Genomic DNA, 20,551 nt, shown 5'->3' with positions numbered 1-20,551 from the left:
CGCCATCGGATCCGGCATCCGGTGCCGTGCCCGCGCCGATGGGCGCGGGACGTGCAGGGGGGCGCGAGTGGATCCCGGTCCCCGGCGGCCCCTACGGGACCAGGACGACCTTGCCCATCGTGCCGCGGCCTTCCAGGGCCGTGTGCGCCGCGGCGGCCTCGGCGAGCGGGAAGCGCTGCACGGCGGGGGTGAGCCCCCCGGCCACCCACTCGGCGAGGGCCTCCTCCTCCAGCGTCCGCAGGCCGAAGCGCAGCATCGCCGGACCGAGGACGACCTGGGAGGTGATGCCGCGCGCGGCCAGTTCGCCGGGCGCGAACTCCAGCGGGCCGCCGGACGCCCAGCCGTAGACCACGTGCCGTCCGCCCGGGCCCAGCAGGTCCACCGCCCCGCGGCCGAGGTCGCCGCCGACCGCGTCGAGCACGACCGTGCCCGGCCGGCCGCCGAGGGCGGCCAGGGCCGCGCCAGTCCAGCCCTCGGCGGAGTAGTCGACGGCGGCGTCCGCGCCCAGCTCCAGCACGCGCGCGGTCTTGGCCGGCCCGCCCGCGAGCCCGAGGACGACGGCCCCAGCGGTGCGCGCGGCCTGTACCAGCAGGCTGCCCAGCCCGCCCGCCGCCGCGGTGACCAGGACCGTGTCGGCGGGGCCGAGCGGTGTCTGGCGCAGGATGCCCAGGGCCGTGCGGCCGGTGCCGATCATGGCGACGGCCTCGGCGGCGTCCTTGCCGTCGGGCAGCACGTGGAGCTTCTCGACGGCGGTGACGGCGAGTTCGGCGTAGCCGCCCGGCGCCATGCCCAGATGGGCCACGACGCGCCGGCCGAGCCACTCGGGGCCGACGCCCTCCCCGGCGGCCTCCACGGTGCCGGCCACCTCGCGGCCCGGGACCGTGGGCAGTTCGGGCAGCGGGTAGGGGCCCTTGGGGTCGCCGGAGCGGATGGCGGTGTCGATCACGTGGACGCCGGCGGCGGCGACGGCGATGCGCACCTCGCCGGGGCCGGGCTCCGGGTCCACGGTCCTCTCGTAGCTCAGGTTCCCGGCCGGGCCGAACGCGTGGAGACGGATGGCGTGCACGGTGCTTTCCCCCTGGACACGACGACAGTGGGCGGTCGGATGATCCGCACCGCCCACTGTCCGACCTCAACCGCGGTTGAGGTCAAGCGAGGAGCTTCGCCTTCGCCTTGGTGTACTCCTCGTCGGTGATGTGGCCCTGGTTCTTGAGCTCGGCGAGCTTGGACAGCTGGTCGACGTTGCCGCCCGCCGTCCCGCCCTCGCCCGCGGCGGCCTGCCGCACGTACTGCTTGAAGGCCGCGTCCATTTCCTTCGCCTGCTTCTGGTCCCGCTCGGCCATGCCCTTGCCCCGGGCGATGACGTAGATCAGCACGCCGATGAAGGGCAGGAAGATCAGCAGGATGATCCAGCCGGCCTTGGCCCAGCCGCCGACCGTGTGGTCGCGGAAGAGGTCACCGATGATCCTGAAGAGCAGGAAGAACCACAGCACCCAGCAGAAGATCAGGAGCATCGTCCAGAAGAGGTTCAGCAGAGGGTAGTCGTCCATGCCCCAAGTGGACGGCGGCCGAACGGGTCCCGCACCTGGGATTGCGCCGTTCGGGCTACAGGCGCGGGAAACGCGCCGCCAGGTCCCAGATCACGGGGTTGGCGTCCAGGCCGTCGTGCATGTCCGTCAGGTCGGCGACCAGGTCGTGCAGGAAGTCGCGGGCCTCGCGGCGCAGCTCGGCGTGGGGGAAGGAGAGCGGCCGGTCGTCCGGCGCCCAGTCGGCGCCGACGTCGACGAAGCCGAAGCGGCGCTGGAAACGGAGCCGGTCGGTGGACTCGGTGAAGTCCAGCTCGGCGTACTGGGGGCGGGCCGCACGGCTGCCGAGCGGGTCGCGGTCCAGCTGCTCGACGATGTCGCACAGCGCCCACGCGAAGTCGAGGACCGGCACCCATCCCCAGGCTGTGGACAGTTCGCGGTCGGCCGTCACGTCCGCCAGGTAGACGTCCCCGCAGAACAGGTCGTGGCGCAGCGCCCGTGCGTCGGCGGTGCGGTAGTCGGTCTGCGGGGGGTCGGGGAAGCGGCGGGAGAGCGAGTAGCCGAGGTCGATCACCCGCCGATGGTACGCGGCGGCCCCGGCGGCAGGTCCTTGTGGAGGACGGAGCACGGGCGGCCCATCTGCCGGTCCTCGCGGTGGTCGATCACCCGGTAGCCGAGCGTCCGCCAGAACGCCAGCGCGCCGGGGTTGCTGTCGAGCACCGCAAGGCGCACGCCGTCCCGTCCCCGCGCGCGCAGCCGTTCCTCGACCAGCCCGGCGAGTTCGCGTCCCAGCCCCGAGCGGTGCCGGCCGCCGTGCACCATCAGCAGGCCGATCCAGGGGTAGGGGTCGAGAGGATCCGGGTGCTCGGCGAGGGTGACGGCGAGGCCTGCCAGGCTCCCGTCATCGTCGTCGTGGGCGAGCAGCACTTCCGTGGCCGGGTGGGCCAGTTCGGCGTTGACACTGCCCGCGACCTGCTCCGCCGTGACGGACCCGGGGTCGGGGAAGTCACCGGTGGCGCGGTGGAAGGCGGGGTTGGAGGCGTACAGCTCCGTCAGCCCGGCGAGGACGCCGGGCGGGAGGGAGCCGTCCACCGGTACGAGGGGTTCGAGCACCAGCATGCCCCGCACGCTAGTCGCGTGCGGGGCACCGGGCGCCGCATTAAGTGAGGCTCGTGGGACCCGACGGGTGTCAGAGGCCGACGCCGAAGTCGGTGGCGATGCCGGCGAGGCCGGAGGCGTAGCCCTGGCCGACCGCGCGGAACTTCCACTCGGCACCGTTGCGGTAGAGCTCGCCGAAGACCATGGCGGTCTCGGTGGCGGCGTCCTCGCTGAGGTCGTAGCGGGCGATCTCGGCGCCGCCGGCCTGGTTGACGATGCGGATGTAGGCGTTGCGGACCTGGCCGAAGTTCTGGCTGCGGGTCTCGGCGTCGTAGATCGAGACGGGGAAGACGATGCGCTCGATGTCGGCGGGCAGCCCCGCCAGGTTGACGTTGATCGCCTCGTCGTCGCCCGCGCCCTCGCCGGTGCGGTTGTCGCCGGTGTGGACGATGCTCTGGTCCGGCGTCTGCTTGTTGTTGAAGAAGACGAAGTAGGCGTCCGCGTAGACCTTGCCGCTCGGGTTGAGCGCGATGGCGCTCGCGTCGAGGTCGAAGTCGGTGCCGGTGGTGGTGCGCACGTCCCAGCCAAGACCCACCGTGATGGCCGCCAGGCCCGGTGCTTCCTTGGTGAGCGAGACGTTGCCGCCCTTCGACAGGCTTACAGCCATGGGAGTCCCCTCCGTGATGTCGGTCATTCGTGCCGACGACGACGCTACCTTCACAGGGGGGAACGTCGTGAGAGGCCGGCATGGTTCCTTTACGGCGAAAAACGCCTCCCGGGCCATGTCCCGGAAAATCCTGTGACTGCGGCGGCCGTCGGCGGGATCATGGGGGACATGTCCGGGCCGCCCCCTCTCGTCGTCCGCGGCTCGGTCTCCGTTCCGGAGGCCGAGCTGATGTGGCGTTTCTCCCGGTCGTCCGGACCGGGCGGCCAGCACGTGAACACCTCCGACAGCCAGGTCGAGCTGCGATTCGATCTCGCCAATTCCGAGTCGTTGCCCCCGGTGTGGAAGAAGCGTGCCCTGGAGCGGCTCGCCTCCCGCCTGGTGGGTGGCGTCCTGGTCGTACGGGCCTCCGAGCACCGCTCGCAGTGGCGCAACCGGGAGGCGGCGATGACGCGCCTGGCGGCGCTGCTCGCCGAGGCGACGGCGCCGCCGCCGAAGGTGCGCAGGCCCACGAAGATCCCGCGCGGCATCAACGAGCGGCGGCTGCGGGAGAAGAAGCGCCGTGGCGACACCAAGCGCGGCCGGGACCCGCGGGGCTGGTCCTGAGCCCTGGCGGCGTCCTGCGTGCCCGGCCCGGCCGGGCTCCTCAGCCGAGGTGCCGGTAGCGGCCCCGGAAGTACATCAGCGGCGCGCCGTCGGCGCTGGGGGTGCGCGCGGTCAGCACGCGGGCGATCACCAGGGTGTGGTCACCCGCCGGGACGCGCTGTTCGGTCTCGCACTCCAGCACGGCCAGGCCGCCGCCGAGTATCGGAGCCCCCGAGACCTCGCCGCGGTAGTAGGCGACGTCCTCGAAGAGCAGCCGGTCGCTGATGCGGCCGCGCATGGCGAAGCGGCCCGCGATGTGCCGCTGGCTCTCGCTCAGCACGGACACCGCCCAGCGCCGCCGGCGCTCCAGCAGTTCGTCCATGCGGGACCCCTCGCGCAGGCTCACGAGCACCATGGGCGGCTCCAGGGAGACCGAGACGAAGGCGGTAGCGGTCATGCCGACGTCCTCGCCCCGCGGACCGTCCTCGGGGTCGTGGGCGGTCACCAGGACCACCCCCGCGGCGAGGCGGCTCATGGCGGCGCGGAAGGCATCGCTGTCCACGCCCGTCAGGGGTGGCTCGGAACCGTCGGGCACGGTCCCAGGATGCGGGATGCGGGGCGCGGAGGTGATTGACTGTGACACGCCCCGACGCTAGCCGGACTGCCGCACCACCCGCATCGGACTTCGGATCGAGCCAGGTCCTAGGACCTCCCGGCCACCCCCGCTTCCGGTCGTACGACCCCCGCTCACCTGCTCGATTGTGTTCAATGGGTGAAGGCGGAACACCGGCCTGCTCTACGCTGCGTGATCGGAACACGACAATCGGATGTGACTTGAGTCACAAGGGGCATGAATTGTTGACCCTGTGTACCGGTCGAACTGCTCGCTGTGATTCAGTTGCGGTGGGAATTGGACCACAACGGACCACAAGCAGTCTCAGGAGTTGTCGTCGAGGGCCCGGGGAGAGCGCATGGACACCGAGTCGGAGCCGTATGTCCGTCTCGCGACCCTGCGCCAGGTGCACCAGGTCGTGGCCGACCTCAACTGCGCGCGCAGCCTCGCCGACACCCTGCAGGCCGTGGCCGACGGCGTCGTCAAGGGCCTCGGCTTCGAACTGGCCGTGGTCAACCTCGTCCGCCCCGACGGTGACCTGGTCGTCGCCGCCGTCGCCGGGAGTGCCGCCGCGGAGGCCCTGATGGCCGGCCGGGTCGGCTCACGCGCCTCCTGGGAGCGCCGGCTCACCATGGGGGAGCGCTGGGGCACCCTGCGCTTCATACCCCACCACGAGGGCTGGGTCCTGGACGGCGACGACGTCCCCAGCTGGCCCGGTGACGGCCCGCCGCCCCGCTTCCCCGACGAGTGGCACCCCGAGGACCGCCTCCTCGCCCCCATGTACGCCAACCCGGCCGGCGGGGGCGAGCTGATCGGTGTCATCTCCGTCGACCGTCCCGTGGGCGGCCGCCGGCCCGGCCCCTGGGGCCGCGAGGCGTTGCAGATGTACGCCTTCCAGTCCGCCATCGCCATCAGCAACGCGCGTCTACGTGCAAATATGCAACGTGCCCTGGTCCGTCTGGAGCGCGAGCAGCAGGCGTTGCGGGCCAGCGAGGAGAGCTTCCGGCAGGCCTTCGAGTACGCGCCCAGCGGCATGGCCATCGCCGAGATGGGCGGAGACCAGCACGGCAAGCTGGTCCGCACCAACGACGCGCTGTGCCGGCTGCTCGGCCGCCCGGCCGCGGTGCTGCGCCGCCACTCCTTCTCCGACCTCGTCCACCCCGAGGACGTCGGCGTCCTGCTGCGCACCAGCGCCGAGGGCGGCCGCGCCGAACTGCGGCTGCAGCGCCGCGACGGCAGTTACGTGTGGGTCAACCTGCGCAACTCCGTCGTCGCCGACACCGCCGACGGGCCGCGCTTCCTGCTCACCCACGTCGAGGACATCGAGGAGCGCAAGGGCCGCGAGATCGCCCTCGCCCACCGCGCCAGCCACGACTCGCTCACCGGCCTGCCCAACAGCGCCGAACTGCGCGCCCGGCTGTCCGGCAGGATCTGCGCCCGTCCGCAGGCCCCGGACGCCGACGGACACACCGCCGCCCACGCGGGCACCGACGAGTTCGCCTACACCTACGACTACGACCCGATCGAAAGCGCCGCCCGGCTGTCCGGCTTCGACCACCACACCCACACCGTCGCGCCCTCCGACGACGCGGACGGCGGCAAGGGCCTGGCCGTGCTCTTCTGCGACCTGGACGGCTTCAAGTCGATCAACGACCGCTTCGGCCACCACACCGGCGACGCCGTGCTCATCGAGGTCGCCCGCCGCCTCACCAGCGCGGTACGGGACGGCGACACCGTGGCCCGGCTGGGCGGCGACGAGTTCGTCGTGCTCGCCGACGGCCTCGGCCGGGAGGACGCCGAGGACCTCGCCGTCCGCCTGCGCAACGCGATCATCCCGCCGATCCGCTTCGAGGGCCGCGCGGTCCGGGTCGGGGCGAGCTTCGGCATCGGCTGGGCCGGCTGCGGCATGACCGCGGACGAGGTGCTGCAATCCGCGGACCAGCGCATGTACATCGAGAAGCGCTCCCGCAACGGCACCCGCAGCCACCGCCGCGCCGCGGGCTGACCGCACGGGGGACGCACCCCTGGTGGCCCGGTGGCCTCATCCCCGGCGGAGGGCACGCGTCCACCCTGGGGAGTACCCCGGATCGCTCCTCCGGTTGACTCCCGCACGCATCCGGGATGCCTACGCTGGGTTACGTGCAGCGCCTCTACGATTTCCTCCGCAGGCACCCGACCTGGGTCGACGGCTTCTGGGCCCTCGTCCTGCTCGGGTTCTCCTCCCTGTGGATCGTCGCCGACGAGCTGCACGCGCACTCCCGGGTCGCCGCCGTGCCGCTGGCGCTCGCGCTGTCCGCCGTGGTCGCGTTGCGCCGCCGCATGCCGGAGAAGATGCTGCTGCTCGCCGTCCTCGTCGGGGCGCTCCAGCTGCTGCTGGACGTCCAGGTCAACCCCGGCGACTTCGCCATGCTGGTGATCATCTACACCGTCGCGGCCAACGGCGCCCGCTGGGCGTCCCGGCTCGCCCTCGCCGGCGGCCTGGTCGCCTCCACCATCTCCACGCTGCGCTGGCCCAACGAGACCGAAGGCCAATGGGCCGACGCCGTCTCCGCCGTCTTCCTCGCCGTCCCCTTCCTGCTCGCCTGGGTGATCGGCGACAGCCTCCGCACCCGCCGCGCCTACTACGCCGAGCTGGAGGAGCGCGCCGCCCGCCTGCAGCGCGAGCGCGAGGCCCAGTCCAAGGCCGCGGTCGCCGCCGAACGCGCCCGGATCGCGCGCGAACTGCACGACGTCGTCGCCCACAACGTCTCCGTCATGGTCGTCCAGGCCGACGGCGCGGCCTATGTGCTGGACGCCTCCCCGGAGCAGGCCAAGCAGGCCCTGGAGACCATCTCCACGACCGGCCGCCAGGCGCTCACCGAGATGCGCCGCCTGCTCGGGGTGCTGCGCGCCGGCGACGACGGGGGCGGCGAGTACGTGCCGCAGCCCGGCGTCGACCAGCTGACCGACCTCATAGAGCAGGTCCGGGGCGCCGGCCTGCCGGTCGCCTTCGAGGTCGAGGGGGAGTCCCGGCCGCTCGCCAGCGGCGTCGAGCTCACCGCGTACCGCATCGTGCAGGAGGCGCTCACCAACACCCGCAAGCACGGCGGGCCCGAGGCGCGCGCCAAGGTCCGGCTCACCTTCGGCGACGGCGACCTCAGCCTCCTCATCGAGGACGACGGCCGCGGCGCCCAGCAGGAGCTCTACGAAGGCGGCGGCGAGGACGGCCAGGGGCAGGGCCTCATCGGCATGCGCGAACGCGTCGGCATGGTCAGCGGCACCCTGGACGCCGGGCCGCGCCCCGGCGGAGGCTTCCGGATCAGCGCGGTGCTCCCGGTGAAGGCTTCCCGCTAGCGGGAAGCGAAGACCACACAAGAGGGAAAGAGGACCGGACCCATGGCGATCCGCGTGATGCTCGTCGACGACCAGGTGCTGCTGCGCACCGGCTTCCGCATGGTGCTGCAGGCCCAGCCCGACATGGAGGTCGTCGCCGAGGCCGGGGACGGCGCGGAAGCCGTCGCGACCCTGCGCACCACCCCGGTGGACGTGGTCCTCATGGACGTCCGCATGCCCCGCCTGGACGGCGTCGAGGCCACCCGCCAGATCTGCGGCGCCCCCGACCGCACCCCCGACGACGGCGGGCCCCGCGTGCTCATCCTGACCACCTTCGACCTCGACGAGTACGCCTTCTCCGCGCTCAAGGCCGGCGCGAGCGGCTTCATGCTCAAGGACGTGCCCCCGGACGAGCTGCTCACGGCGATCCGCGCCGTCCACAGCGGCGACGCGGTCGTCGCCCCCAGCACCACGCGGCGCCTGCTCGACCGCTTCACGCCGCTGCTGCCGAGCACGAGTCAGCCGACGCACAAGGAGGTGGACCGGCTGACGGACCGCGAGCGGGAGGTGCTGCTGCTGGTCGCCCAGGGGCTGTCCAACGGGGAGATCGCGGCGAAGCTGGTGCTCAGCGAGGCGACGGTGAAGACGCACGTCGGGCGCATCCTCACGAAGCTGGATCTGCGGGACCGAGTGCAGGCGGTCGTCCTCGCGTACGAGACGGGGCTCGTCCGCGCGGGCAGCGGCAGCGGCGGCGCCGCCTGACCCGTGACCCTCGTGTGCGGGTTGTTTGCGCCTGCGGCGGGTGGACGCCCGCCGCAGGCACAACGCACCCGCACACAAAAACCCGGGTAGCCCGGCGTAGCCGGTCAGGCGGTGCCGCGGGCGACGTCCACAAGACGGAGGAAGTCCGCGACGGCGTCCCCCACGGCGGCGGGGTCCCACTCGAGCGCGGACGCGCCCACCGTGACCTCCGTCATGGCGACCCCCGGCACTTCCGCCTCCGCCCAGCGGCCGAAGAGCGCCGTCTTGGTCTCCTCGGCCTGCCGCACCGCGGCCTCGTTGAGGACGTCCGCGGACTCCGCGAGCCACACCTGGAACTGGTGCGTGTGCGGCACTTCCGGGTGCACCCGGACCCAGCCCGCCCCCGCCGCGAGTGCGTCCCGCAGGGCCGCCGCGACGACCTTCGCGTGCGCCACGTACTCCGGAAGGCGCGGCAGTTCGTGGTCGAGCCCGTCGAGCGCCGCCAGCACCGCCGGCCACTGCTGGAAGACCAGCCCGCCGTAGCGGTGCCGCCAGGTGCGCGCCTCGGCGGCGAGGTCGGCGGGGCCGGCCAAGGCGGCGCCGGAGATGCCGCCGAGGGACTTGTAGAAGGAGACGTACACGCTGTCGGCGAGCCCCGCGATCTCGTCCAGGGGCTGCCCGAAGTGCGGCGGGCACTCCCACAGGCGGGCGCCGTCGAAGTGGACGACGGCGTCGCGCTCGCGTGCCGCGGCCACGGTGGCGGTGAGTTCGTCCCAGGTGGGGAGGACGAAGCCGGCGTCCCGGAGCGGCAGCTCCAGCATGAGCGTGCCGAAGGGCTCGTCCATGCCGCGGACCTCGTCCGCGTCCGGTATGCGGCGGGCCGTGGTGGGGTGGACGGTCCGCAGCCCGCTCAGCGCGGACAGCGCGCCGCGCTCGTGCACCTCGGGGTGGGCCAGCGGGTGCAGGGCGACGACCGGGTTGCCGGTGCGTCCCGCCCAGCAGCGCAGGGCGACCTGCTGGGCCATCGTCCCGGTGGGGAACCAGACGGCCTCCTCCGTGCCGAGCAAGCCGGCCACCCGGTGCTCCAGTTCGGCGACGATCCCGTCGCCGTACATGTCCACGGGGCGCTCCAGGCCGTCCCGTCCGGCCAGTGCGGCCAGCCGTTCCCGCATCGTGGCGGGCTTCCCGTGGGACAGCACGCGGTCGCAGGCGCGTACGGCGGCGATGCGCCGCGCCTTCTCGTCATCGGCAGAGGTCATGGACCGATCCTGCCGCCCCGGAGGGCGCCGGGAAACATTCGCGTAGCATTGACGAGAACGTCCGGTACCCCCGTGAGGACTGGAACGGAAGGCCAGCGCAGCGTGAACGCATCGCACACCCCGGGGCCCCTGCCCCCCGACGTGGAGGCCCGCCCCGCGCGGCTCACGGTCGGCGTCGTCGGCGCGGGGCGGGTCGGTACCGCGCTCGCGGCCGCGCTGAAGCTCGCCGGGCACCACCCGGTCGCGGCGTCGGGTGTGTCCGACGCCTCACGCCGCCGTGCCGCCGCCCTGCTGCCCGACGTGCCGCTCGTGGAGCCGGCCGAGGTGCTGGCCCGCTCCGAACTCGTCCTGCTGACCGTGCCGGACGACGCGCTGCCGGAGCTGGTGGCCGGCCTCGCCGAGACCGGGGCCGTACGGCCGGGCCAGCTGCTGGTGCACACCTCGGGCCGGTACGGCACCGGCGTGCTGCAGCCGGCGCTGCGCGCGGGCGCGCTGCCGCTGGCCCTGCACCCGGCGATGACCTTCACCGGCACCTCCGTCGACGTGCAGCGGCTGGCCGGCTGCTCCTTCGGCGTCACGGCACCGGCGGAGCTGCGGATGGCGGCCGAGGCCCTGGTGATCGAGATGGGCGGCGAACCCGAGTGGATCGAGGAGTCGGCGCGCCCGCTCTACCACGCGGGCCTGGCGATGGGCGCGAACCACCTGGTCACCCTGGTCGCCCAGTCCATGGAGCTGCTGCGCGCCTCCGGCGTCGCCGAACCCGGCCGCATGCTGGGCCCGCTGCTCGGCGCGGCCCTGGACAACGCCCTGCGCTCCGGTGACGCCGCCCTCACCGGCCCGGTCGCCCGCGGTGACGCGGGCACGGTCGCGGCGCACCTGGCGGAGCTGCGCCGGCACGCGCCGGAGATGGTCGCCCCGTACGTCGCGATGGCCCGCGCCACGGCGGACCGCGCCCTGGCGGGCGGGATGCTGAAGCCGGAGTTCGCGGAGGCGCTGCTGGGCGTCCTGGCGGACGGCGCCGAAGGGGGAAAGCGATGACCGGGCTGGTGCACACCGCGCGCGAGCTGCGGGCGGCCGTCGAGGGCCGGCCCGGCGAGGTCGGGGTCGTCATGACCATGGGCGCGCTGCACGAGGGGCACGCGACCCTCGTGCGCACCGCCCGCGAGCGGGTGGGGGACGGCACCGTCGTCGTCACCGTCTTCGTCAACCCGCTGCAGTTCGGGCCGGGCGAGGACTTCGACCGCTACCCGCGCACCCTCGACGCCGACGTCGAGACCGCCGGGCGGGCCGGCGCCGACCTCGTCTTCGCGCCCGCCGCCGACGAGGTCTACCCCGGCGGGCCGCCGCAGGTGCGGATCAGCGCCGGGCCGATGGGCGAGGGCTACGAGGGCGCCGTGCGCCCCGGCCACTTCGACGGCATGCTGACCGTCGTCGCCAAGCTGCTCCACCTGACCCGGCCGGACGTCGCCTTCTACGGCCAGAAGGACGCCCAGCAACTGGCCCTCATCCGCCGCATGGTGACGGACCTGAACTTCCCGGCCGAGATCGTCGGCGTGCCCACGGTCCGCGAGCCGGACGGCCTGGCCCTGTCCAGCCGCAACCGGTACCTCTCCGACGGCGACCGCGGGACCGCCCTCACCCTCTCCCGCGCCCTGTTCGCCGGGCGCGACGCGCTGGACGACGGGCCGGAGGCCGTACGGGCCGCGGCGCGGACGGTGCTGGAGAAGGGCGACGGCCTCGCGGTGGACTACCTCGCCCTGATCGACCCGCGCGACTTCACCGAGGCCGCCCCCGGCCACACCGGGCCGGCGGTGCTCGCGGTCGCCGCCAGGGTCGGCACGACCCGGCTGATCGACAACATCCCCCTGGAGTTCGGAGCCCGCCGATGAGCGGCACAGGTACAGGCATACGGCTGCACTCCCCGGCACCCGGTTGGGCGCACGAGGCGGACGTGGTGGTGGTCGGCTCAGGCGTCGCCGGGCTGACGGTGGCGCTGCGCTGCGCCGCGCAGGGCGCCAAGGTCACCGTCGTCACCAAGGCCCGGCTCGACGACGGCTCCACGCGCTGGGCGCAAGGCGGCATCGCCGCCGCCCTCGGCGAGGGCGACACCCCGGAGCAGCACCTGGACGACACCCTTGTGGCGGGCGCAGGCCTGTGCGACGAGGAGGCGGTGCGCACCCTGGTCACCGAGGGCCCCGACGCCGTCCGCCGGCTGATCGCGACGGGCGCGCACTTCGACACCAGTGAGGCCACCGGCGAGATCCTGCTGACCCGGGAGGGCGGTCACCACCGCCGCCGGATCGCCCACGCGGGCGGCGACGCGACGGGCCTGGAGATTTCCCGGGCGCTGATCGAGGCCGTGCGCGAGGCCAGGATCGAGTTCATCGAGAACGCGCTCGTGCTCGACCTGCTGACCGACGCCGAGGGCCGTACCGCGGGCGTCACCCTGCACGTCATGGGCGAGGGGCAGCGTGACGGCGTCGGCGCCGTGCGGGCCCGCGCCGTGGTGCTGGCCACCGGCGGCATGGGGCAGGTCTTCTCGGCCACGACCAACCCGGCGGTGTCCACGGGCGACGGGGTGGCGCTCGCGCTGCGCGCCGGCGCGGAGGTCTCGGACCTGGAGTTCGTGCAGTTCCACCCGACGGTGCTCTTCCTCGGCTCGGACGCGGAGGGCCAGCAGCCGCTGGTCTCCGAGGCCGTGCGCGGGGAGGGCGCGTACCTCGTGGACGCCGACGGGGTGCGCTTCATGCAGGGGCAGCACGAGCTTGCCGAGCTGGCGCCGCGCGACATCGTCGCCAAGGGCATCATGCGCCGCATGCAGGAGACCGGCACCGAGCACATGTACCTCGACGGCCGGCACTTCGGCGCGCGGATGTGGGAGCAGCGGTTCCCGACGATCCTGGCCGCCTGCCGCGCCAACGGCATCGACCCGGTCACCACGCCGATCCCGGTGGCGCCCGCCGCGCACTACGCCTCCGGCGGCGTCCGCACCGACCTGCACGGCCGCACCACGGTGCCCGGCCTGTACGCGTGCGGCGAGGTCGCCTGCACGGGCGTGCACGGCGCCAACCGGCTGGCGTCCAACTCCCTCCTGGAGGGGCTGGTCTTCGCCGAACGCATCGCCGCCGACATCGCCGAGCACCCCGCGGCCCCCGGCGCCCCGGTTGTCCCCGAGCCCGGCCGCTCCCCGCTGCTGCCCTCCGAGGCCCGCTTCGCGATCCAGCGGATCATGACGCGCGGCGCGGGAGTGCTCCGCAGCGCGGACAGCCTGGAGGGCGCGGCGGCCGCGCTGAGCCGGATGTACGCCGACGCCGAGGAACTGCTGGAGCGCGACGGCAAGACGGCCGAGCCCTGCGTGGAGACCTGGGAGGCGACCAACCTCTGCCTGGTCGCGCGGGTCCTGGTCGAGGCGGCCCGCCGCCGTGAGGAGACCCGCGGCTGCCACTGGCGCGAGGACCGGCCCGGCCGCGACGACGAGAACTGGCGCCGGCACATCGTCGTCCGGCTCCCCGCCGGTGGTGCGGGGCTGCCCGCGGCACCCACTAGTCTCACCATCCGCACCACCCCCACAGCGGACTTCCCCTCGACCCGTCCTGGAACGGAGCACCTGCGATGAGCACGCCCGACCTCCCCCTCCTGCAGATCGGCGGCGCCGGCGGCGGTGGCTGCGGCGACGGCTGCGGCTGCGGTTCCGGCGACGAGTACGCGCACGACCCGAGCGAGTGCGGTCTCGACCCCGACCTCGCGCAGCTGCTCGTCGACGCCGGGCTGGACCCGGTGCTGGTCGAGGACGTCGCGCACATGGCCATCGAGGAGGACCTGGACGGCGGGGTGGACGTCACCACCGTGGCCACCATCCCCGAGGACGTCCTGGCCACCGGTGACTTCACCGCGCGCGAGGCCGGCGTGGTCGCCGGGCTGCGGGTCGCCGAGGCGGTCCTGTCCATCGTGTGCACCGACGAGTTCGAGGTCGAGCGGCACGTCGAGGACGGCGACCGGGTCGAGGCGGGTCAAGTGCTGCTCTCCGTGCGCACCCGTACGAGGGACCTGCTGACCGCCGAGCGCAGCGCGCTCAACCTGATGTGCCGGCTGTCCGGGATCGCCACCACCACGCGCCGCTGGGCCGACGCGCTGGAGGGCACCAAGGCGCAGGTCCGCGACACCCGGAAGACGACCCCGGGCCTGCGCGCGCTGGAGAAGTACGCGGTCCGCTGCGGGGGCGGCGTCAACCACCGCATGTCGCTGTCGGACGCGGCCCTGGTCAAGGACAACCACGTGGTCGCGGCGGGCGGCGTGGCGGCCGCCTTCAAGGCCGTCCGCGAGGAGTTCCCCGAGCTGGCGATCGAGGTCGAGGTCGACACCCTGCACCAGGTCCGCGAGGTCCTGGAGGCGGGCGCGGACCTGATCCTGCTGGACAACTTCACCCCCTCCGAGACGGAGGAGGCGGTCGCCATCGTCGCGGGCCGCGCCCTGCTGGAGTCCTCCGGCCGGCTCTCCCTGGACAATGCCCGGGCCTACGCCGCGACCGGCGTCGACTACCTCGCCGTGGGCGCCCTGACGCACTCCTCGCCGATCCTCGACATCGGGCTGGACCTGCGGTCCGAGGGGTCGGAGCGGGACTGATGCTTCTCACCATCGACGTCGGCAACACCCACACCGTCCTGGGGCTGTTCGACGGGGACGAGATCGTCGAGCACTGGCGGGTCTCCACCGACGCGCGCCGCACGGCGGACGAGATGGCCGTCCTGATGCAGGGCCTGATGGGCATGCACCCGCTGCTCGGCGAGGAGCTGGGCGACAACATCCACGGGATCGCCATCTGCTCCACCGTCCCCTCGGTGCTGCACGAGCTGCGCGAGGTGACGCGCCGTTACTACGGCGACGTGCCCGCGGTCCTCGTCGAGCCCGGCGTCAAGACCGGCGTCCCGGTGCTCACCGACAACCCCAAGGAAGTCGGCTCCGACCGGATCATCAACTCCCTCGCCGCCGTCCACCTCTACGGCGGGCCGTGCATCGTGGTGGACTTCGGGACGGCCACCACCTTCGACGCGGTCACGACGCGCGGCGAGTACGCCGGCGGCGCCATCGCCCCCGGCATCGAGATCTCCGTGGACGCCCTGGGCGCCCGCGGCGCCCAGTTGCGCAAGGTGGAGCTGACCCGCCCGCGCAGCGTCATCGGCAAGAACACCATCGAGGCCATGCAGTCCGGCATCCTGTACGGCTTCGCCGGCCAGGTGGACGGCGTGGCCGAGCGGATGGCACGGGAGCTCGCCGACGACCCGGACGACGTCACGGTCATCGCCACCGGCGGGCTGGCGCCGCTGGTGCTGGGCGAGTCGGCGGTCATCGACGTCCACGAGCCCTGGCTGACCCTGATAGGCCTCCGGCTGGTCTACGAGCGGAACGTATCGACGACCTGACGACCTGACGGTCCGGCAGGCGACGGTCCGGCAGGCGACGGTCCGGCAGGCGCACGGGGGAGGCACGCGGCGCGCCCGGCCATATCTGGTTACGCGTATTTTGTTCGCTTAGTACGTAAAGTCAGACCATGCCCACGCCACACGGGTCCCGAGGCGGAATGGCGTTCAGCGCGGATGAACTGCGCGTGCTCCGGCGCGCCCTCTCAGCGGCCCTCCAGTCCAGCACCATGATCCCCACCCCCGACGAGGTCAGGGACTATCTGCGCCTCGCCGAGGACATCGACGAGGCGGCCCGCGAGGGCGGGCGGCTGCGGACCTTCCAGCTCGCGGAGCTCGCCCGGTACCGGGCGGCGCTGCCGGGCAGCGCCGCCGGCTACCTCGAGCGGCTGACGGGCGCGCTCGACACCGGTTACGTGCCCCTGCCGGACGACCTCGCCGCGCTGCGCCGCCTGCACGACGCGCCGTGCACGGACGCCGAGGCGCACCGCAGGCGGGCCGTGCTGCGCCGCTGCGAGCACCTGGCGGAGCTCGACGTGCGCGCCCGCCTGGAGGCGCGCATCCCCGCTCCCTCGCAGCCCTGCGGCACGCCCTCCACCGGCAGGGCCCGGCTGCGCGCGCTGCCCGGCGGGCGGGCCGCCTCCGACGATCCCAAGCCGGGCCCCAAGCCCGAGCCGAAGACGCCCCCCGCCGAGCCGGCCGCGCCGGACCCCGGTGAGGAGAAGCGCAAGGTGCCCACGCCGGCCGAGATCTTCCCGCCGCGCCGCCGCACGCCACCGCCCCCCGAGGAGCGGGCCACGGGTTGACGCCGAGTCACCGCACAACCTTCCGGAGACGTCACGGGTCCTTCCCGTGACGTCTCCCGTGCGTTCACGGGTGCGCCACCTGACCGTCGACTTCCTCAGGGGGAACCCGGCATGAGACTCACCCGGCTCGCGGTGTGCACCGCGGCCGTCGTCATGACCGCGACGGCGGGATCCGCCGTCATCGCGGGCGCGGCATCGGCCGCGCCCCTCAGAGCCGAACTGCACCTGACCGCACCCGGCGACGTCGGGGTGGCGGCGACGAGCACCGCGTACAAGACGTTCGAGATCACCGCCCTGGTCCAGCGCTTCGACGACGGGCAGGTGCCGGAGCCCGCCCACGAGGTCGTCGTCACCATGGACCTCGCCGCCCTGGCCGGCGTCGTGGACGTGGCGCTCCCCGCGAACCTGTGCGCCACCTCCGGCACCACGGCCACCTGCTCCCTGGGCACGGTCGACCACACCGGCACCGCGATACCCGTGAGGATGCGGGCCGCCTCCGGCTCTAGGACCGACGACGCCGCGACGCTGCGCTATTCGGTGAGCGCCAAGGACGCCAGGCCGGATCCCGACAGCATGACCGCCACCCGGATCACGGTCGGCAGCGGCCCGGACCTCGTCGTGCCGAAGTCGTCCACCGTCTCCGACGTACGGCCCGGCGACACCCTCGACCTGCCGGTCGTCATCGCCAACGTCGGTGACCGGCCCACCCGCGGCGGCGTCTCCGTCCTGGTGCGGACCAACCTCACCAGCTCCTTCGGCACGGGCCTGGTGATGGCGGACGACTTCGGCAACTGCCGCCACGCCCCGGTGGGCCAGCCGGAGGACGCCTTCGTCTGCCACTTCGCCACCGACATCGCCCCGGGCGAGGTGTGGGAACTCGCGAAGCCGCTGAAGATCGAGGTCGAGTCCGGCGCCACCGACGGCAGGGTGGGCTACCAGGCCGACCTGATCGGCGGAAACCTCGACGACGACGCACAGCTCGGCACCCCCGGCACCGGGGCCCCGCTCACCCTCGTCCGCAAGACGTCCGCCCCGGCGGCGAAGGACGTGCGCGGCCCCGGGACGGCGGCCCGGAAGCCCGCCACGCAGGAGGGCTGGGACGTCGACTACACCGACAACCTCGGCGGCCTGAACATCACGATGTACGACCCCGAGGGCCCGGCCCCCGGCCACCGCGGGGCGGACCTGGTCGCGATCGGGGACACGGTCAGGGCGACGGTCGGCGACCGGGCGAAGGCCGTCGTGGGCCTGCGCAACGAGGGCGACGAGGCCGCGCGGGCACGCGGCACCAGCGAGACCGGGCCGGCCACCTGGGTCGCGGTGGAGATCCCCCGCGGGGTGCGGGTCACGGCGCGCGACGGTGCCTGCAAGCCGACCACGAACGCGGACTGGGACGACTACCCGGGCGGCGTCACCTTCGGCGACGACCCGCAGGACGTCGCGCCCGTGCCGACCGGGACGATCTACTACTGCTACACCCGGCACTCGATCGAGCCCGGCACCTCCCAGACCTTCTCCTTCACCCTGGTCGCGGACCAGGCTCTGGACGAGGCCACCGGTCTGGTCTTCGCGGCCTCGGACTACGGCGTCGACCGCAAGGGCCAGAAGAACAACGCGGGCGTCCTCACGGTCACGGCCAAGGCGTCGTCCGGCTCCGGCGGGAGCACCTCCGGCGGTTCCGGCGTGGTTCCGGCCGGCGGGACGGGCTCCCTCGCCGCCACCGGCGCGGGGCCCGTACGTCCCCTGGTGGCCGGCTCTGCGGCCTGCGCCGTCCTGGGTGCCCTCCTGGTGGTCGCGGTGCGCCGCAGGCCGCGTACGGGCGCGTAGCCGCCCTTCGGTGACGAAGCCGTGGCCCCGGCCCGCGACGACGCGGACCGGGGCCACGGCTTCGCCCGACCGGGGGAAGCGTCCCCCGGTGGTGGTCCGCCGCGGGGCGCGCCAGGGGGCGTGGCTACCCTGGTGCCATGGACTACGTCTCCGCGCTCGTGCCCCCCACCGTGATGGCCATCGCGTTCACCTTCCTCATCCGGACGCTGATCAGGAGCCAGGGCGGGGTCAACAAGGCCAAGGAGGACGCGGTGGTCGACGCCGCGCTGTCCGGCGCGCAGCCCCCGGCCCAGCGGTCGGGCGGCGTCGAGAAGCCCCGGGTGTGACCTCGGAATTTCCGGCATTCCGGGCATTGTGCCCGTAAGCAACTAGTATTCGGGTGTGCCCCGTCCATTGGGAGACCTCGAAGACGCCGTGATGAGCCGGGTGTGGCGCTGGAACCGCCCGGTGACGGTGCGCGAGGTGCTGGAGGATCTCCGCCGGGAGCGCTCGATCGCGTACACGACGGTCATGACCGTAATGGACAACCTTCATCAGAAGGGCTGGCTCCGGCGGGAAGCCGAAGGACGCGCCTATCGCTATGAGGCGGTTTCCACTCGGGCCGCTTACTCGGCGGCACTCATGCACGAGGCGTGGGCCGCCAGCGACAACCCCGCGGCGGCCCTTGTCGCCTTCTTCGGCATGATGTCGGCGGAACAGCGAGAAGCCCTCCGTGACGCAATGCGGGTGGTGCAATCCGCTGATCCGGGTGACCCCGGGGAGACGGGCGGATCGGACGGGCGATAGCGTCCGCACATGCGCGCCGCATCAAATGACGTCACCATCCGCCGGGCCAGGACGGCCGACGTGCCGGCTGTCCGGCGCTTGCTCGACGCCTATGTCCGCGACCGCATCCTGCTCGACAAGCCGACGGTGACGCTTTACGAGGACATCCAGGAGTTCTGGGTGGCCGAACACGACCAGGACGCAGAGGTGGTGGCCTGCGGCGCATTGCACGTGATGTGGGAGGACCTCGCCGAGGTGCGCACCCTCGCGGTCGATCCGGCGCAGCACGGCAAGGGCGTCGGGCATCTCGTGCTGGAGAAGCTGCTGCAGACCGCGCGGTGGCTGGGAGTGCGGCGAATTTTCTGCCTCACCTTCGAAGTGGACTTCTTCGCGAAGCACGGCTTCGTGGAGATCGGCGAGACGCCGGTCGACGGTGATGTCTTCGGTGAGCTGCTGCGGTCAAAGGACGAGGGCGTGGCCGAGTTCCTCGACCTCGAACGAGTGAAACCGAACACCTTGGGCAACAGCCGGATGCTGTTGCATCTGTGAGGCTGCCCACGGCGTCCGTCCGGCACAACAGTATGTCCGAAACGTTCCCGCGGAAGACCGCGGGGATGGTGGCCGGCCGGGAGCAGTTCGGGCAAGGGGTTTGAGTTTTCCGGGAAAAGGCGGTTTGCTTTTACCGGTTATCCGTATTCGATGAAAGGGAAGCCGGTGGCACAGAAGGTTCAGGTCCTTCTTGTTGACGACCTCGACGGCGGCGAGGCGGATGAGACCGTGACGTTCGCACTCGACGGAGTGACGTACGAGATCGACCTCACCACCGACAACGCCGACAAGCTGCGTGGTCTCCTCGGCCCGTACGTGGACAACGGCCGCCGTACCGGTGGCCGCGCCGGCCGCGGCCGCGCCGCGAAGGGCGCCTCCCGCGGGGGCGCCGCGAGCCAGGACACCGCGAAGATCCGCGCGTGGGCCAAGGAAGAGGGTTACGAGGTCAACGACCGCGGCCGTGTCCCCGCGCAGATCCGCGAGGCGTACGAGAAGGCGCACGGCTGATCGGTCCGGGCGACACGCAGCCGGACCCGGTGGCAGGCGGTCGCGAGCGCGGAGACCAGGGCCGTCAGGCCCACGGTCCCTCCGGAGCGTCCGTCCGCCGCGGGGTTGGGCTGCGTGCCGAGCGTCATGGCGGGCAGGGAGAACGGCGCGCCGGCGTGGCGCCCGCCGTCCGGAACGGGCGGCCGGAGCCAGGCCTGCGCGCCGTCGTCGTAGGCGGCCTCCCGCCCGCACAGCGGTACGAGGTCGAGCGGGATGCCGCTCCACTCCAGCCAGTCCAGCAGGCCGGGCAGTTCCTCGGCGCTGCCCGGGGCGACGAAGAAGCGCATCCGGTACCCCGCCAGGGCGACCGGTCCCGTACGGGGCGCCGGGAAGCGGCCGAGCACCTCGTGCCCCGCCTCCGCGGGGACGTCGAGGGCGTCCGCGTGTTCCAGGGTCGCCGGGACCCGTGAGGCCTGCATGCCCTGCGCAACGCTCCCCGGGGGTCCCGGGTTACGAGGCGGGTCACCGGGAGTGCCCGGCCGGCCGGTTCCCGTCACCCTCCGTGAATCCCCGGGACGCAAGTCTGTTCGCCTATAGCAGACAGCGGGCGTGCTCCCGGCATGGACTGTCCGTGCGGGCGGGTAAGAAATACCTAGTGGGAACGGACGACGGCCATGTCGGACAGGCGGGGCGTTCGCCCTCGGCGTACTGGATAAAGGGCTATCCGCCTGGCCTGCGGGAACATCGTCTCGCACCATCGGGTTGAGGCTGTTGTCGACGGCGCGGGGGTTAACGACCTCGCAAGGTGTCGACGGTTGAAGTGAGCTGCCCCGCTGTGCGGGACTAGCATGCGGAAGGACAGGGAGGGGACACGCCCCTAACTGCCCGACCGCTCTGAGGAGC

23 protein-coding genes are annotated in these 20,551 nt (G+C 73.0%); 15 read left to right on the top strand and 8 right to left on the bottom strand.

What is annotated here, in order from left to right; translation table 11 throughout:
* Window positions 1-91: 91 nt before the first annotated feature.
* The 5 genes from PV350_RS13105 to PV350_RS13085 form a co-directional block, all read right to left on the bottom strand.
* Complete coding sequence (locus PV350_RS13105; RefSeq protein ID WP_500333829.1) at window positions 92-1,066, bottom strand: zinc-binding dehydrogenase; 975 nt, start codon at window positions 1,064-1,066, stop codon at window positions 92-94.
* 82 nt (window positions 1,067-1,148) lie between these two features.
* On the bottom strand, window positions 1,149-1,550 hold the full coding sequence (locus PV350_RS13100; protein WP_499513207.1) for an SHOCT domain-containing protein: 402 nt from the start codon (window positions 1,548-1,550) through the stop codon (window positions 1,149-1,151).
* A 55-nt stretch (window positions 1,551-1,605) separates the two neighbouring features.
* Window positions 1,606-2,100 carry a hypothetical protein gene (locus PV350_RS13095; protein WP_499513208.1) on the bottom strand — a complete coding sequence of 165 codons (495 nt, stop codon included), beginning with the start codon at window positions 2,098-2,100 and terminating at the stop codon, window positions 1,606-1,608.
* Window positions 2,097-2,645 carry a GNAT family N-acetyltransferase gene (locus tag PV350_RS13090; protein WP_500333827.1) on the bottom strand — a complete coding sequence of 183 codons (549 nt, stop codon included), beginning with the start codon at window positions 2,643-2,645 and terminating at the stop codon, window positions 2,097-2,099. Before PV350_RS13090 ends, PV350_RS13095 begins: the two co-directional genes overlap by 4 nt.
* Before the next feature lie 70 nt (window positions 2,646-2,715).
* The gene (locus tag PV350_RS13085) at window positions 2,716-3,291 is read right to left on the bottom strand and encodes a TerD family protein (protein ID WP_499513210.1); all 576 of its coding nucleotides are present in this window, start codon (window positions 3,289-3,291) and stop codon (window positions 2,716-2,718) included.
* A 159-nt stretch (window positions 3,292-3,450) separates the two neighbouring features.
* Between PV350_RS13085 and arfB the strand changes: the two genes are divergently transcribed.
* Window positions 3,451-3,894: an alternative ribosome rescue aminoacyl-tRNA hydrolase ArfB gene (gene arfB / locus PV350_RS13080; RefSeq protein WP_499516901.1), complete on the top strand. Its 444-nt coding sequence runs from the start codon at window positions 3,451-3,453 to the stop codon at window positions 3,892-3,894.
* A gap of 40 nt (window positions 3,895-3,934) precedes the next feature.
* On the opposite strand, the gene PV350_RS13075 is transcribed toward arfB, so the two are convergent.
* Window positions 3,935-4,408 (bottom strand): flavin reductase family protein, encoded by a 474-nt coding sequence (locus PV350_RS13075; RefSeq protein WP_500333838.1) that lies wholly within the window; start codon window positions 4,406-4,408, stop codon window positions 3,935-3,937.
* 436 nt (window positions 4,409-4,844) lie between these two features.
* Here PV350_RS13075 and cdgB point away from each other — a divergent pair, with 436 nt between their 5' ends.
* From cdgB to PV350_RS13060, 3 genes are all read left to right on the top strand, one after another.
* The gene (cdgB, locus tag PV350_RS13070) at window positions 4,845-6,491 is read left to right on the top strand and encodes a diguanylate cyclase CdgB (protein WP_499513211.1); all 1,647 of its coding nucleotides are present in this window, start codon (window positions 4,845-4,847) and stop codon (window positions 6,489-6,491) included.
* 134 nt (window positions 6,492-6,625) lie between these two features.
* Window positions 6,626-7,819, top strand: coding sequence for a sensor histidine kinase (locus tag PV350_RS13065; protein WP_499513212.1), 1,194 nt, complete (start codon window positions 6,626-6,628; stop codon window positions 7,817-7,819).
* 42 nt (window positions 7,820-7,861) lie between these two features.
* Window positions 7,862-8,560, top strand: coding sequence for a response regulator (locus tag PV350_RS13060; protein ID WP_499513213.1), 699 nt, complete (start codon window positions 7,862-7,864; stop codon window positions 8,558-8,560).
* 104 nt (window positions 8,561-8,664) lie between these two features.
* Here the strand turns inward: PV350_RS13060 and PV350_RS13055 are convergent, their stop codons facing one another.
* Window positions 8,665-9,798, bottom strand: coding sequence for a threonine aldolase family protein (locus tag PV350_RS13055; protein WP_500333825.1), 1,134 nt, complete (start codon window positions 9,796-9,798; stop codon window positions 8,665-8,667).
* Window positions 9,799-9,900: 102 nt separating this feature from the next.
* Here PV350_RS13055 and PV350_RS13050 point away from each other — a divergent pair, with 102 nt between their 5' ends.
* The 11 genes from PV350_RS13050 (at window position 9,901) to PV350_RS13000 (ending at window position 19,669) form a co-directional block, all read left to right on the top strand.
* Entirely contained in the window at window positions 9,901-10,836 is a 936-nt protein-coding gene (locus tag PV350_RS13050; RefSeq protein ID WP_500333823.1) for a Rossmann-like and DUF2520 domain-containing protein, read from the top strand.
* Window positions 10,833-11,687, top strand: coding sequence for a pantoate--beta-alanine ligase (gene panC / locus PV350_RS13045; RefSeq protein ID WP_499513216.1), 855 nt, complete (start codon window positions 10,833-10,835; stop codon window positions 11,685-11,687). The genes PV350_RS13050 and panC overlap by 4 nt, the downstream gene beginning before the upstream one ends.
* Window positions 11,684-13,414 (top strand): L-aspartate oxidase, encoded by a 1,731-nt coding sequence (locus PV350_RS13040; protein WP_499513217.1) that lies wholly within the window; start codon window positions 11,684-11,686, stop codon window positions 13,412-13,414. The genes panC and PV350_RS13040 overlap by 4 nt, the downstream gene beginning before the upstream one ends.
* A complete protein-coding gene (gene nadC / locus PV350_RS13035) occupies window positions 13,411-14,421 on the top strand; it encodes a carboxylating nicotinate-nucleotide diphosphorylase (RefSeq protein ID WP_500333820.1) in 1,011 nt (336 codons plus the stop codon). Before PV350_RS13040 ends, nadC begins: the two co-directional genes overlap by 4 nt.
* A complete protein-coding gene (locus tag PV350_RS13030) occupies window positions 14,421-15,218 on the top strand; it encodes a type III pantothenate kinase (protein ID WP_499513219.1) in 798 nt (265 codons plus the stop codon). The genes nadC and PV350_RS13030 overlap by 1 nt, the downstream gene beginning before the upstream one ends.
* Window positions 15,219-15,346: 128 nt before the next feature.
* Window positions 15,347-16,021 (top strand): hypothetical protein, encoded by a 675-nt coding sequence (locus tag PV350_RS13025; protein WP_499513220.1) that lies wholly within the window; start codon window positions 15,347-15,349, stop codon window positions 16,019-16,021.
* 111 nt (window positions 16,022-16,132) lie between these two features.
* Window positions 16,133-17,848, top strand: coding sequence for a hypothetical protein (locus PV350_RS13020; RefSeq protein ID WP_500333819.1), 1,716 nt, complete (start codon window positions 16,133-16,135; stop codon window positions 17,846-17,848).
* Window positions 17,849-17,985: 137 nt separating this feature from the next.
* Window positions 17,986-18,174, top strand: a complete 189-nt coding sequence (locus tag PV350_RS13015) for a hypothetical protein (RefSeq protein ID WP_499513222.1) — start codon at window positions 17,986-17,988, stop codon at window positions 18,172-18,174.
* 55 nt (window positions 18,175-18,229) lie between these two features.
* A complete protein-coding gene (locus PV350_RS13010; protein WP_499513223.1) occupies window positions 18,230-18,634 on the top strand; it encodes a BlaI/MecI/CopY family transcriptional regulator in 405 nt (134 codons plus the stop codon).
* 9 nt (window positions 18,635-18,643) lie between these two features.
* Entirely contained in the window at window positions 18,644-19,162 is a 519-nt protein-coding gene (locus PV350_RS13005) for an amino-acid N-acetyltransferase (RefSeq protein ID WP_431962047.1), read from the top strand.
* Window positions 19,163-19,327: 165 nt separating this feature from the next.
* A complete protein-coding gene (locus PV350_RS13000) occupies window positions 19,328-19,669 on the top strand; it encodes a histone-like nucleoid-structuring protein Lsr2 (RefSeq protein WP_499513224.1) in 342 nt (113 codons plus the stop codon).
* On the opposite strand, the gene PV350_RS12995 is transcribed toward PV350_RS13000, so the two are convergent.
* Window positions 19,600-20,127, bottom strand: a complete 528-nt coding sequence (locus PV350_RS12995) for an SCO3374 family protein (protein WP_499513225.1) — start codon at window positions 20,125-20,127, stop codon at window positions 19,600-19,602. The two genes, PV350_RS13000 and PV350_RS12995, sit on opposite strands and share 70 nt — an antisense overlap.
* Window positions 20,128-20,551: the final 424 nt, after the last annotated feature.

It is taken from the genome of Streptomyces sp. PA03-6a, from assembly GCF_033792765.1.
In the GTDB taxonomy this organism is placed as follows: Bacteria; Actinomycetota; Actinomycetes; order Streptomycetales; family Streptomycetaceae; genus Actinacidiphila.
This window is presented reverse-complemented; position numbering and strand designations above follow the sequence as displayed.